This window comes from Streptomyces sp. URMC 126, assembly GCF_051386555.1.
Classification (GTDB): Bacteria; Actinomycetota; Actinomycetes; order Streptomycetales; family Streptomycetaceae; genus Streptomyces.
This window is the reverse complement of the sequence record NZ_JBPQTX010000024.1, coordinates 1-12,158: the sequence shown is the minus strand read 5'-3', so window position 1 is coordinate 12,158 and position 12,158 is coordinate 1. Positions and strand designations below refer to the sequence as shown.

Below are 12,158 nucleotides of genomic sequence, written 5' to 3'. Positions count from 1 at the left end.
CGTGCGGCGTTCGTGTCGTTTGTCCCCGGTGGCTCGTTGGCACGGCATGAAAAACCGCATCATGACGCGCATCGCCGCCGGATCGCTCCTCCTCTCCGGCGGCCTCGCCGCCGCGACCGCCACCGCGCACGCCGCCGAGGGACAGCAGACCGCCCCCGCCCCCTCCGGCGTCACCCAGCGGCTCTCGCACCTCGCCGCCACCGGTGACGCCACGGCGGGCCGGGCCGCATCCTGGGTGGAGGACACCGTGCCGGAGGAGGTGAGCGGCCGGGTGTCCCTGAAGACACCGCTGTCCCGCAGCTGAGGGACCGTACACCGTGGGAGGCGCCGCATGCCCGAGGGCGACACCGTCTGGCGGACCGCGCGGCGCCTCCACCGCGCCCTGGCCGGCACCACCCTGACCCGGAGCGACCTCCGCGTCCCCGCCCTGGCGACGACCGACCTCGGCGGCCGGGACGTCCACGAGGCCGTGTCACGGGGCAAGCACCTGCTCCTGCGGGTCGACGGCGGCCTCACCCTCCACTCGCACCTCGGCATGGAGGGCTCCTGGCGGGTGTACGCCGCGGGCGAGCGCCGGCGCGGCGGCCCCGAGCACCAGATCCGCGCCGTCCTCGCCAACGACCGCCACACGGCGGTCGGATACCGCCTCCCCGTCCTGCAACTGCTGCGCACCGCCGACGAGTCCACCGTCGTCGGCCACCTCGGACCGGACCTCCTCGGCCCGGACTGGGACGCGGCGGAGGCGCTGCGCCGCCTCCTCGCCGACCCGGGACGGGCCGTCGGCGACGCGCTGCTCGACCAGCGCAATCTCGCCGGCGTCGGCAACGTCTTCAAGTCCGAGATCTGCCACATGCTGCGGATCTCTCCCTGGCTGCCCGTGGGGCGGGTGCCCTCGCCGGCCCGGCTGCCGGCCCTCGCCAGGAAGCTCCTCGACGTCAACAAGGACCGTTCCGCCCGCATCACCACCGCCGACACCCACCCGGACCGCCGCCTCTGGGTCTACGGCCGCGCCGGCCGCCCCTGCCGCCGCTGCGGCGGCCCGGTACGCCTGGCCGACCAGGGGGAGCCCGGCCGGGAGCGGCCGACCTACTGGTGCCCGCGCTGCCAGGACGGGCCGGGGCCGGAAGAGGCGTCCGCGTGACCGGGCGGAATCGCAACCCGGTCACGTAATAGACGCGGTCAGTTGAGTTCCTTGGTAACGTGCGTGCTAGGGTGGCGGCATGGACGGATCGACGGGCCTGCGGGAGCGGAAGAAGCGGCGGACGCGGGCGGCCATCTCCGACACGGCGATCAGACTGTTTCTCCGGCACGGATTCGACGGGGTGTCGGTGGCGGACGTCGCCGCGGAGGCCGAGGTCTCGAAGCCCACGCTGTTCCGGTACTTCCCGACCAAGGAGGACCTGGTCGTCCACCGGTTCGCCGACCACCAGACCGAGGCCGCCGACACCGTACTCGGGCGGGAGCCCGGCACCCCCGTCCTCGACGCCCTGCACCGGGACTTCCGGGCCCGGCTGGACGCCCGCGACCCCATCACCGGCCTCAACGACGACCCGGAGATCCTCGCCTTCCACGGCCTCGTCCGGTCGACGCCCACGCTGGTGGCCAAGGTGGGCGAGTACCTGGCGCGCGAGGAGGAGGCCCTGACGCAGGCGCTCCGCGAGACGCTGCGGGCCGAACGGCCGGAGATCACCGCCCGGTTGCTGGCGGGACAGCTCGTCGCCACCCGGCGCACCCTGGCCCTGGCCAACTGGGAACGCATCGTCGAGGGCCGCTCGGCCGACGACGTCCACCCCGAGGCGGTCGCCGACGCCGACCACGCCTTCTCCCTGCTGCGCGACGGCTTCCACGAAGGCTGAGCGGGACCCGGGCCCGCTCCCACGGAAAACCGCTTGCGACGCGCCCGCCGGCCGACAAGCATGAGCGCATGCCCGGTTGACGCTGAAGACGACACCACCCGATCCCCCGGCCGCGCGGTCCGCCGGCCCTTCCGCTCCCTCGTGCTCTCAGCCGGACGGAACGGAAGGAAGACCCATGGAGATCAGGCGGATCCATGAAGACGAAGGCGACACGGTCGCCGCGTTGTGGGACCGGATGTGCCGGGAGACCGAGGGCGGCGACCGGCTCACCGAGCCCGCCCGCCGGAACCTCTCCCGCATGCTGGCGGTGTCCGCGTGGCACCGCGACGCCTTCTGCCTGGTGGCGGTGGTGGAAGGCCGCGTCGTCGGCTTCGTCAATGGCCGCGCCGACGCGGGCGACGGCCTGCTCCCGGGCACCCTCGGCGAGATCGACGCGCTGTACGTCGTGCCCGAGGAGTGTGGCCAGGGCGTCGAACGGGCCCTCGCGGAGGCGGCCGTCGGCCTGCTCCGCTCCCGGGACGCCGCGACGGTCCGCTTTCTGTCGCCCGTCGGGGACCGCGCCGGACAGCGGTTCTGGCGTGACCTGGGCTTCGAGCCCGACCTGGTGTGCCTGAGCCGCTACCTCTAGCGGCCCGGCGGCCGACGCGTCGGGCATGTGATCGGCGGCCCGCCCGGGCCGCCGGTTCACGCGCCGCCCGGGAACGCCCGGAAACGGAACCGTCCCTTTCGGGCGCTTACCTGGGCCTCGTCGAAGCCCGCCGCCCGGAGCCGGGCCGCCAGGGTGTCCGGCTCCACCGGCACACACGTGTCGCCCCGGTGGACGAGGCGGAAGACGGTCCCGTCCAGCGCGTCGCAGCCCGCGAAGACCCCGCCCGGCCGCAGCACCCGGCGCGCCTCCGCGAACAGCCGGTCCTGCCGCTCGGGCGAGGGCACGTGATGGAGCATCGTGAAGCACGTGACCGCGTCGAACCGCCCGTCCGGGAGCGGCAGTTCGGCGCCGTCCGCGTGCACCACCTCGGCCCGCCCGCCGAAGCGGCGCCGCAGCCGGTCGACGGCGGCCGGGTCCACCTCGGCGAGCGTCAGCCGGTCCACCCGCCGCAGCAGCTCGACCGTCGTCGCGCCGTAACCGGGGCCTATCTCCAGGGCGTCGCGACCGAGCAGCACACCGTTCAGCGCCCACGGCAGCAGCTGTTCCTCGACGATCCTGGCCCATCTCCGCGACCGGCAGTAGAAGCGGTGGTAACGGTTCATCGCCATAAGGGGAGGCTAGGACGGGCGGCGGGTGACGCCTACCCGGGCGGGGCGGGCCCCCGCCGGTATCCGCCATCGCCCCGGCCCGCGCGGCGGGGGCCGGGCGCCCGCTCCGGCCCGGGTTCCCCGCCTCGTCCCCGGCCGTCCGCGCCGTCCGCACCGCCGACGGGCCCGCCCGGCCCGCCGTCCGGCGGCCCGGGGAGTTCGGCCGGAACCCGCCCGCCGGACGCGCGGTCACCGCCCGGCGGCCGTCAGGAGCAGGCCGCGTCCGCGCACAGCCGCCACGGCTCCCAGGACAGGAACCGCTCCCGCTCGGTGGCCGTCCAGTAGCGGTCGCGGTTCCACTCCCGGGCGACCAGCCGCAGCCGGCCGTCGGCGAGCTGGGTGACGGCCGGCGAGCTCAGTCCCACGCCGCTCTCCGGCACCGGGCCCGTGCCGCGGACCGCTCCCCACCGGTCGTCGCCGGCCGCGTCCTGGCTGCGCACCTCCACGGCGGCGCCCTCGGACCGGCTCGCGGCGAAGGCGTGCAGCCGTCCGTCGCGTTCCTTGAAGAGGGTGAGACCGCCGTGGTACGGAGGCGGCGCCAGTCCGAAGCTCTCCGCCGGGGGCCACTCGCCGCCCGGAGCGCGCAGCACCGTGTGGCAGAAGCCGCCGTAGGAGGAGAAGAACACCTCCAGCCCGCCGGCGGAGTTCTCCACCGCGTCCACCTCGTACAGCTTGGGGCCGACGGGGGTCGCGCTCACCCGCTCCCAGGCGCCGTAAGCGCCGCCCGGCCGGTCCTGCGACCGGTGCCAGACGAAGGGCAGGCCGCCCATGGCGGAGGTGTCGTGGAACTGCTGGAACTGCTCGGTCCGGCCGTCGGCGCGGACGGCCGATACGAGCGTCCCGGCGACGGGCCGGTCGGGGCGGCCGGCGGCAGCGGTGTCCGGAGCGCACGCCCGCGCCACGGTCCGGGCCTGCGCGGCCGGAGCCACGGCGACACCGCCCGCCAACGCGGGCAGCAGCGCCAGGACGCCGCACAGCACCCCACGAAGTAAGCGCTGTCGGGGAGTTCTTCGGTGCACGGGGGAACCTCCGGTCGAGTCGGGGGGATTCAGGAGACCACGTCCCGGGGCGGCTTGCCCTCGAAGTAGCCGAGAACGTTCTGCACGGCCGCCAGCGCGATGCGCACCAGCGTTTCCCGGGTGACGCCCGCGACGTGCGGCGAGAGGACGACGTTGGGGGCGCGCAGCAGGCGCAGCGACGCGGGGGGCGGCTCCGGGTCGAAGACGTCCAGCCCCGCCCCGGCCAGGGCGCCCGCCTCCAGCGCGTCGGCGAGCGCCTCCTGGTCGATCAGGGCGCCGCGCGCCGTGTTCACCACGAACGCCGTGGGCTTGAGCAGCGCCAGCCGCTCGGCGTCCAGCAGGTGCCGGGTGGCGTCGGTGAGCGGCGCGTGCAGGGTGACGTAGTCGGAGGTACGGAGCAGCTCCTCCAGCTCGACGCGGCGGGCACCGAGCCGGGCCTCGGTCTCCGGCGGTGCAGCCTCCGGCCCGCTGTAGACGATTCGCATGCCGAACGCCGCCGCCCGTACGGCCACTTCGCTGCCGATGGTGCCCAGCCCGACGATGCCGAGCGTCTTCTCGGACAGCTCGGTGATCGACGACTGGAGGCGCGGCAGCGCCCAGTCGCCCTCGGAGAGCGCGGTGTGCGCCGGGACCAACCGCTTGGCCAGGGCGAGCATCAGGGCGAAGGTCTGCTCGGCGACGTTCTGCCGTTCCGCGCCGCTGGAACCGATGGTGCAGACGGGGATCGAGCGGGCGCGGGCCGCGTCCAGGTCCACGTAGTCGTAGCCGTGGCTGGCGCACTGGACGAGCTCCAGGGCGGGCGCCGCCGCGAAGTGCGCGGCCGTCACCGGCCCCAGGCCGGTGATGACGACGTGGGCCTCCCGCAGCGCGGCGGGGTCCTCGTCGGCCGTCTCCACGACGGTGACCCGGGCCCGATCCGGGAAGAGACCGGTCAGGGCGGCGCCGGCCGTCCGGCCTCCGACGTGCGGGGAGACCACGGCCAGCACGTTCCGGAGCTCGCTCACAGCGCCTCCCTGACCAGGTCGGCCGGGCCCGGCGAGGCGGGGCTCGCGTGCCCGGAGAGGGCCAGGGTGAGGTCCAGTTCGGCGAGGAGGCAGCGGAGGACGTGGTCCACGCCCGCCTGGCCGTCGAGCGCCAGACCGTACACGTACGGCCGGCCCAGCAGCACCGCCCGCGCGCCCAGCGCGAGGGCCTTGAACACGTCGTCGCCGGTGCGTATCCCACTGTCGAACAGCACGGTCAGCCGGTCGCCGGCCGCCGCCACCACCCCAGGCAGGGCGTCGGCGGCGGCCACCGCGCCCGCCACCTGCCGGCCGCCGTGGTTGGAGACGACGACGCCGTCCATGCCCGCGTCGGCGGCGGCCCGCGCGTCGTCCGGGTGCAGCACGCCCTTGAGCACGATCGGGCCGTCCCAGTGCTCACGGAGGAACGCCAGGTCGGGCCAGCTCTTCCCGGCATCCGAGAACATCCCGAGGAAGTGCCGGACCGCCGCCTCGCGGTCCTCCTCGACGGGCTTGGCCAGCCCGGCGCGGAACGCCGGGTCGCTGAAGTAGTTCGCCGTGCCCACCCCGTGCAGGAACGGCAGGTACGCCTGGTCCAGATCGCGGGGCCGCCACGACAGCAGCGGGGTGTCGAGCGTGACGAACAGCGCCGTGTAGCCCGCCGCCCGGGCCCGGGCCAGGAAACTCCGGGCCACCTCGCGGTCCTTCGGCCAGTACAGCTGGAACCACCGCTCGGCGTCGCCCATCGCCTCGGCCACCCGCTCCATCGGAGTGCTGGACGCCGACGACAGGATGTACGGGACGCCGCGCGCGGCGGCGGCGCGGGCCGCGGCCGGCTCGGCGTCCGGGTGCGCGATCGACAGGATGCCGACCGGCGCGAGCGCGAGCGGCGCCGGCAGCCGGCGGCCGAACAGCTCCACGGAAAGGTCGCGTTCGGCGACGTCCCGCAGCATCCGGGGCACGATCCGCCACCGGTCAAGGGCGGCCCGGTTGGCACGGGCGGTGCTGCCGGTGCCCGCGGCGCCGATCACGTACCCCGCCGGTCCCGGGCCGAGCCGCCGCTCGACCAGCTCCTCCAGCCGGCTCGGATCGGCCGGCAGCCGGGGCACCTGGCCCGACAGGCCGTTCAGGTAGATCTCGTACTGGTAGTCCGCCCAGCGCGGCGTGGTGGTCATGGGGTTCGTCCCGCCTCCCGTCCGTGGAACCGCTGCGTTCGGCAGCGATCCTCACGACGGCACCGTGCCCCGTCCACGGTGGTGCGCACGGGGTGAGTACTGCGACCATCACGGGGTGACGAACGAACGCGAGCGGATCCGCCGGGAGCTGGTCGCCGACCCCCGCGTCGTCGAGGCCGTCGTCGACGCCGTGCACGCACGCGTCCCCGCCTACGCGGACCTCGACGACGGACGCCGCGGGGAGGTCCGGGCCATAGCGGCCTGGGCGCTGGAGCGCTTCCTGCACCTCTGGACCGTCGACGGCGACATCGGCCCCGCCGACCTGCGGCGCTTCCGCGGCATCGCGGCGGCCCGGGCGGCGGACGGCCGCCCGCTGCCCGCCGTGCTGCGCGCCTACCGGGTCGCCGCCGCCGTGCTGGTGGACGAGATCGCGGCCCGGGCCGACCCCTCCGCCGCCGCCGACGCGTTCGCCCTCACTCGGCAACTGCTCACCACCCTCGACACCCTGTGCGAGGTGATGGCCGGCTCCTACACGGCCACCAGCGACCGGCTGGCGGGCGACCGCGCGCAGGCGCTGCGGCTGCTGCTGGACGACCTGATCGCCGGCCGGCACGCCTCCGTCGGCGCGGTGACCGACCGGGCGGCCCGGCTCGGCGTCGAACTGCCGTACCCCTACTGCCTGCTGGTCGTCACCCCGGCCGAGGGCGACCACCCCGCGGACCCGGCGGAGCTGCTCGCCGAGCTCACCGATCCGGGCGCCGGCACCCCGCTCGCCACCACCCAGGGCCCGCGGACGGTGCTGCTGCTCCCGGCGGACGCCGCCGCGACGGCCCCTCGCGCCCTGGGAGAACGCGGCCTGCGCGGCTGCGCGATCACCGGCGAGGGCCTGGACCGCATCGCCGTCGCCCACCGCCTCGCCACCGGCGCCCTCGCCACCGCGCCGGAACACGCCCACCGCCCCGGCCGGGTGCTCACCGACGCGGACGCGCACGTCCTCGCGCTGCTCGCCGGCCACCCGGCCACGGACGCCGGGCACATCGGCCGGCTGATCCTCGGCCCGCTCGCCCGGCCCGCCCACCGGCACCTGCGGGAGGCCCTCACCGCCTACCTCGACACGGGCTCCGCCACCGCCGCCGCCCAGGGACTGCGGCTGCACCCGCAGTCCCTGCGCTACCGGCTGCGCCGGGTCCGCGAACTGACCGGCCGTGACCCGCGCGACCCCTGGCAGCGGCTCACCCTCGACATCGCGCGGACGGTGGCGGGCCCGCCGGCGGGCTGAACGCGCCCGGGCCCGGCCGCCCGCTCGCGCGGGGGCCGGGCCCGGGGGAGGGGTTCCGGGTCAGCAGCCCTGGAGGACGGCGGCCAGCTTGTTCTTCTCGGCGCTGTCCACGGTCAGCTTGTAGTCGTGCTTGACCGTGACCCACATGCGCACGTACGTACAGGCGTAGTCGGCGCGCGAGGGCATCCACTTCGCCGGGTCCTTGTCGCCCTTCGCCTGGTTGACGCGGTCGGTCACGGCGATGAGCTGGGGGCTCTTCAGGTCGTTGGCGTAGCCCTGCCGCTCGGCCTTGGTCCACTTGTCGGCCCCCGAGCGCCAGGCCTCGGCGAGCGGCACGACGTGGTCGATGTCGATGTCGGCCGCGTCGTGCCAGGTGGCGCCGTCGTAGGGGGAGTACCAGGTGCCCTCGACGGCGGCGCACTTGGCGTCCTGCTCGACGTCCTGGCCGTCGCGCTGGAGCACGACCTCTCGGGTGTTGCACTGTCCGTGCTGGGTGATCCAGTGCGGGAACTGAGCCCTGCTGTAGCCGTCCAGAGTGCCCTCGGGGCGGACGGTGAGCGCGTCCAGGTAGGAGCGCGCGGTGGCGGCGTCCGCAGGGGCGGGCGGAGCGGCCTGGGCGCTGGGCCCGTTGAGGACGATCGCGCCGGCGAGGGCGGCGAGGCCGGCGGTGACGGATATTCGACGCGCGTAGAGACGCATGCGTGACGCTCCCGAGGGTGGGTGGAGGGAATCGCGGATCAGGCTCGTGGCACGGGGTGTCCGGGGGGTGAGTGCCGGGCAACACAATGGCGGCGTGCGCATGTCAAAACAAGTGTTCTGAAAGTGATCTCACTCTCGAATTTCGGATTGGGGCGCGCCGGGGGGCGAGCGCCAGGCCGGCCACAGGGCGCGTCGAGCCGGGCCCAGGGCAGACGAAAGGCCCGCACGCCGTGGCGGGCGTGCGGGCCGGACGACGGCCGTCGGCCGATCAGGCTGCCCGGGCCGGTGGTGGTGACCGGGCGTCAGCCGGTGTGAAGCGTCAGGGGGTGCCGGTCGGAGCGCCCGTGTCCGCGCTCGCGGCCGTCAGCGGGGTGGCGATGTCCTCCAGCGAACGGCGTTCGGCGGGCAGGGCGAGGAAACCCGCCACCACGCCGGCGGCCGTCATCAGCGCGGCCCCGATCTGGAACGCCAGCACGGTGTCGCCGACCACCCCGGACCCGGTCAGCTTGGCGAACAGCAGCGGGCCGGTGATGCCGCCGGCGGCGGTGCCGACCGCGTAGAAGAAGGCGATGGCCAGCGCGCGGGTCTCCATCGGGAAGATCTCGCTCACCGTCAGATAGGCGCTGCTGGCGCCCGCCGAGGCGAAGAAGAGTACGGCGCACCAGCAGGCCGTCATCGTGGCCGCCGTCAGCGACCCCCGGCCGAACAGCCAGGCGGTCCCGAAGAGCAGCAGTCCGCTCAGCACATAGGTGCCGGTGATCATCGGCCGCCGGCCGACGGTGTCGAAGAGCCGGCCCAGCAGCAGCGGGCCGAGGAAGTTCACGAAGGCGATGACCGCGAAGTAATAGCCCGTGTGCCCGGACGGCACCGAGAAGAAGTCGGTGAGGATCGACCCGAATCCGAAGGTGATCGCGTTGTAGAGGAACGCCTGGCCGATGAAGAGGGCCAGCCCCAGCGCGGACCGGCGGGGGTAGTCGCGGAAGACGGTCCGCGCGATGGTCAGGAAGCCGACGCTGCCCCGTCGGTGAATGGTGATCTCCCGGTCGACCGGCGGGCAGGCGCGGCCCGTGTCGGCGGCGACCTCCCGCTCGATGGAGTCGACCAGCTCCTCGGCCTCCTCCCCGCGGCCGTGGATGAACAGCCAGCGCGGCGACTCGGGGACGTTGCGGCGGACCAGCAGGATCACCAGGCCGAGGAGCACGCCGAGGCCGAAGGTGAGCCGCCAGCCCAGCCAGGCCGGGAACAGGTCGGTGTCGAGCATGGCGACCGACAGCAGGGAGCCGCCCACGGCCCCGATCCAGAAGCTGCCGTTGATGATGAGGTCGACGCGGCCCCGGTACGAGGCCGGTATCAGCTCGTCCACGGCGGAGTTGATGGCCGCGTACTCGCCGCCGATGCCGCAGCCGGTGAGGAAGCGGAAGAGGAAGAACCACCAGGAGTCGAAGGACAGTCCGGTGAGGGCGGTCGCGGCCAGGTAGACCGCGAGCGTCAGCATGAAGAGCTTTTTGCGGCCCAGCCGGTCGGTCAGCCAGCCGAAGAAGAGGGCGCCCGCGCAGGCGCCCGCCACGTACAGCGCCGCGGCGAGGCCGGTCACCTGGGCGGAGGAGATGTCGAGGCCGCTGCCGTGCTCGGACAGCCGGGAGGCGATGTTGCCCACGACGGTCACTTCCAGGCCGTCGAGTATCCACACCGTGCCGAGGCCGATCACCACCATCCAGTGCCACCGTGACCACGGCAGCCGGTCCAGCCGCGCCGGGACGGACGTGGTCACCGTCCCCGTGTCACCCCCCGCGCCGTCGGAACGTTGTTCGACCGTCGCCATGACGCACCTCCCGGACAGCTCGGCCGGAAACCCCGCGCTCCCGGCCGGACGTCCCGGCGTCTGCCCCGGGCGGTCGGCGGCACACCCGGATACCCGGGGCGTCTGGGGTTCACGGGACTCACGCGACGGGTGCCGCGTGAGCGGGTGAGGTATGGAACGTGCGTGGTGAGAAGGGGCCTGCCCGGGGGACGCGGGTACGCGTTCCGGACCCCGGTCCGGGAGGGACCGGTCCTTCCAGTGTCCCTCAAGTCGGCCCGGCGGCCCACCCGAAGCCCGGCCGCCCGGGCGCCACGGCGGCCTCCGGAGCCCCGGCCGTCCCGGCCCCGGCGCGGGGCCCGGACGGTCCGGCGGGGGGTTACCCGACGGTCCGAGGGAGGTTACCCGACGGTCAGGTCACCGTCCGGGACGTCCTCCACCGTGACGAGCGCGCGCGGCTGCCCCAGCGCCCGGGCCACGGCCCGCGCGACGCCCTCGGCGTCCGGGCCCGCGGGCACCGGGACGTCCTCGTCCGGGCCGTACGCCTCGATGGCCTTGGTCAGATAGCCGGGGTGCCAGGCGCCGAGCGCGCCCCTGACCTCCACGGACCGCACCGGCCGGTCGCCGACGCGGGCCCGCAGCGCGGGCAGGATCGCGTCCGAGCGCAGCTCGCCGGGCACCTGGAACAGGCTGGCGTGGGCCCCCGCCAGCCCGCCGCCGGCGAGCCGGACGGTCACCGTCAGGCAGCTCGTCACGCTCGGGTACAGCAGCGGCGTGCCCGGGGCCGCCTCGCGCACCTGCCCCTCGGTGATCCGGACGGGCTCCGCGGGCACGGCCTGCCCGGCGGCGGCCGGCGTCCCGGCGACCGGCCGGGCCTCCGCGGCGGTGGCGCCGGCGGCCGGCAGGGCGAGGGCGAGGAGGGCGGCGGTCACGGCGGCGGGAAGGCGGCGCACGGAGGTCCTTTCGCAGGGGAGGGGCACAGGTCGGGCCGGGGGCGCGGGTGCCGGTGGAGCATCAAGCACAATAGTTCGAGTGCGGGTGCCGCCGGGCCCGTACCCCGGCACGAGCGGAAGAGCGCAGCGTGGGCATCACGGTCGAGTACCAGGACGCGGCGGACGGCGACGTCCGCCTGTACGAGGAGCTGTACGCCGGGCTGCCGCTGCCCCTCCCCGACACGTCCCGCGCCGAGCGCCCGGCCTGGACGGTCGTCGCCCGCCGCTCCGACGGCGGCCTGCTCGGCTGGGCCGAGGTGTACCCGCCGCACACCGGAGGCGACGCCGCCGACGTCCAGTGGCTGCTGGTCTCTCAGGAGCGCGAACGCCTCACCACCGGTTCCGCCGTCCGGCGCGGCCCGACCGGCGAGGAACGGGAGACGGCCGGCAGCCTGCTGCGCGGTGCGGCCCGCCGGGCGGCGGAGGCCGGGCTGGCGGCCCTGGAGTGGACCGGTCCCGACACGGAAGGCGTCGCGGCGGACCTGGGTGCCCGCGCGACCGAGGAACCCGGCGGCCGCTGGACCGTCCCGCTGCCCGACTGGCGGCGGCCCGCCGGAGCCCCGCCGGTGACGGTCCGTCAGGTCACCGTCCCGGCCCCCGCCGGTCTGCTGGCCGACCACGCCCGCCTCTACTCCGAGGTCACCGGACGCCCCTACACCCCGCGCGACGCCGCCGAGGTCCTGCGCGACCTGCCGCCGCTCCCGCACCTGACCCTGGACCTCCTCACCCCCGACGGCCGGACGGCCGCCCAGCTCACGGCCGTGATCTCCGGTACGGAGGCGCTGGTCGACGTCGTCTTCCGGGGCGCCGCGGCCGACGGCCCCGCCGTCACCGGGCTGCTGGCCGAACTCGTCGCCCGGCTGCGCCGCGACCTCCCGGGCACCGCCCTGCTGGAGGTCCAGGAGCACGGCGACCCGGTCACCGCCGCGGCCCTGGCCGCCGCGGGGCTGCGGCGGACCGGCCGGTGGTGCCGGTACCGGCTGGAGCTCTGAGCCCGTCGGCGCCGCCGAGGAGGACCGGGGGCGGGGCGACCGGGGGGATCG

At 75.3% G+C, this 12,158-nt stretch carries 13 protein-coding genes; 6 read left to right on the top strand and 7 right to left on the bottom strand.

The window, feature by feature from the left end:
- Positions 1 to 61: 61 nt before the first annotated feature.
- The 4 genes from ACSNOK_RS05115 to ACSNOK_RS05100 all read left to right on the top strand — a co-directional run bounded on the left by ACSNOK_RS05115 (position 62) and on the right by ACSNOK_RS05100 (position 2,484).
- Entirely contained in the window at positions 62 to 304 is a 243-nt protein-coding gene (locus tag ACSNOK_RS05115; RefSeq protein WP_436779355.1) for a hypothetical protein, read from the top strand.
- 27 nt (positions 305 to 331) lie between these two features.
- Complete coding sequence (locus ACSNOK_RS05110) at positions 332 to 1,141, top strand: DNA-formamidopyrimidine glycosylase family protein (protein ID WP_436779354.1); 810 nt, start codon at positions 332 to 334, stop codon at positions 1,139 to 1,141.
- A gap of 79 nt (positions 1,142 to 1,220) precedes the next feature.
- Positions 1,221 to 1,856 carry a TetR/AcrR family transcriptional regulator gene (locus tag ACSNOK_RS05105; protein WP_436779353.1) on the top strand — a complete coding sequence of 212 codons (636 nt, stop codon included), beginning with the start codon at positions 1,221 to 1,223 and terminating at the stop codon, positions 1,854 to 1,856.
- A 175-nt stretch (positions 1,857 to 2,031) separates the two neighbouring features.
- Positions 2,032 to 2,484 carry a GNAT family N-acetyltransferase gene (locus ACSNOK_RS05100; RefSeq protein WP_436779352.1) on the top strand — a complete coding sequence of 151 codons (453 nt, stop codon included), beginning with the start codon at positions 2,032 to 2,034 and terminating at the stop codon, positions 2,482 to 2,484.
- Positions 2,485 to 2,540: 56 nt separating this feature from the next.
- Here ACSNOK_RS05100 and ACSNOK_RS05095 read toward each other — a convergent pair whose 3' ends face one another.
- The 4 genes from ACSNOK_RS05095 to ACSNOK_RS05080 form a co-directional block, all read right to left on the bottom strand.
- On the bottom strand, positions 2,541 to 3,113 hold the full coding sequence (locus tag ACSNOK_RS05095) for a class I SAM-dependent methyltransferase (RefSeq protein WP_436779351.1): 573 nt from the start codon (positions 3,111 to 3,113) through the stop codon (positions 2,541 to 2,543).
- A gap of 245 nt (positions 3,114 to 3,358) precedes the next feature.
- The gene (locus ACSNOK_RS05090) at positions 3,359 to 4,171 is read right to left on the bottom strand and encodes a hypothetical protein (protein WP_436779350.1); all 813 of its coding nucleotides are present in this window, start codon (positions 4,169 to 4,171) and stop codon (positions 3,359 to 3,361) included.
- 29 nt (positions 4,172 to 4,200) lie between these two features.
- Entirely contained in the window at positions 4,201 to 5,175 is a 975-nt protein-coding gene (locus tag ACSNOK_RS05085; RefSeq protein WP_436779349.1) for a 2-hydroxyacid dehydrogenase, read from the bottom strand.
- Positions 5,172 to 6,347 carry a lactate 2-monooxygenase gene (locus ACSNOK_RS05080; RefSeq protein ID WP_436779348.1) on the bottom strand — a complete coding sequence of 392 codons (1,176 nt, stop codon included), beginning with the start codon at positions 6,345 to 6,347 and terminating at the stop codon, positions 5,172 to 5,174. Before ACSNOK_RS05080 ends, ACSNOK_RS05085 begins: the two co-directional genes overlap by 4 nt.
- 115 nt (positions 6,348 to 6,462) lie before the next feature.
- Between ACSNOK_RS05080 and ACSNOK_RS05075 the strand changes: the two genes are divergently transcribed.
- Positions 6,463 to 7,626: a PucR family transcriptional regulator gene (locus ACSNOK_RS05075; RefSeq protein ID WP_436779347.1), complete on the top strand. Its 1,164-nt coding sequence runs from the start codon at positions 6,463 to 6,465 to the stop codon at positions 7,624 to 7,626.
- Positions 7,627 to 7,686: 60 nt separating this feature from the next.
- Here the strand turns inward: ACSNOK_RS05075 and ACSNOK_RS05070 are convergent, their stop codons facing one another.
- The 3 genes from ACSNOK_RS05070 to ACSNOK_RS05060 all read right to left on the bottom strand — a co-directional run bounded on the left by ACSNOK_RS05070 (position 7,687) and on the right by ACSNOK_RS05060 (position 11,076).
- Positions 7,687 to 8,325 (bottom strand): HNH endonuclease family protein, encoded by a 639-nt coding sequence (locus ACSNOK_RS05070; protein WP_436779346.1) that lies wholly within the window; start codon positions 8,323 to 8,325, stop codon positions 7,687 to 7,689.
- A gap of 319 nt (positions 8,326 to 8,644) precedes the next feature.
- Positions 8,645 to 10,147 (bottom strand): MFS transporter, encoded by a 1,503-nt coding sequence (locus ACSNOK_RS05065; protein ID WP_436779345.1) that lies wholly within the window; start codon positions 10,145 to 10,147, stop codon positions 8,645 to 8,647.
- Positions 10,148 to 10,524: 377 nt separating this feature from the next.
- On the bottom strand, positions 10,525 to 11,076 hold the full coding sequence (locus tag ACSNOK_RS05060) for a hypothetical protein (protein ID WP_436779344.1): 552 nt from the start codon (positions 11,074 to 11,076) through the stop codon (positions 10,525 to 10,527).
- A 128-nt stretch (positions 11,077 to 11,204) separates the two neighbouring features.
- On the opposite strand from ACSNOK_RS05060, the gene ACSNOK_RS05055 reads away from it, so the two are divergent.
- Positions 11,205 to 12,107, top strand: coding sequence for a hypothetical protein (locus tag ACSNOK_RS05055; protein WP_436779343.1), 903 nt, complete (start codon positions 11,205 to 11,207; stop codon positions 12,105 to 12,107).
- Positions 12,108 to 12,158: the final 51 nt, after the last annotated feature.

Excerpts from the sequence above, each read along its gene's own strand:
- ACSNOK_RS05115 (WP_436779355.1), top strand. The coding sequence starts at position 62 with ATGACGCGCATCGCCGCCGGATCGCTCCTCCTCTCCGGCGGCCTCGCC.
- ACSNOK_RS05110 (WP_436779354.1), top strand. The coding sequence starts at position 332 with ATGCCCGAGGGCGACACCGTCTGGCGGACCGCGCGGCGCCTCCACCGC.
- ACSNOK_RS05105 (WP_436779353.1), top strand. The coding sequence starts at position 1,221 with ATGGACGGATCGACGGGCCTGCGGGAGCGGAAGAAGCGGCGGACGCGG.
- ACSNOK_RS05100 (WP_436779352.1), top strand. The coding sequence starts at position 2,032 with ATGGAGATCAGGCGGATCCATGAAGACGAAGGCGACACGGTCGCCGCG.
- ACSNOK_RS05095 (WP_436779351.1), bottom strand. The coding sequence starts at position 3,113 with ATGGCGATGAACCGTTACCACCGCTTCTACTGCCGGTCGCGGAGATGG.
- ACSNOK_RS05080 (WP_436779348.1), bottom strand. The coding sequence starts at position 6,347 with ATGACCACCACGCCGCGCTGGGCGGACTACCAGTACGAGATCTACCTG.
- ACSNOK_RS05070 (WP_436779346.1), bottom strand. The coding sequence starts at position 8,325 with ATGCGTCTCTACGCGCGTCGAATATCCGTCACCGCCGGCCTCGCCGCC.
- ACSNOK_RS05065 (WP_436779345.1), bottom strand. The coding sequence starts at position 10,147 with ATGGCGACGGTCGAACAACGTTCCGACGGCGCGGGGGGTGACACGGGG.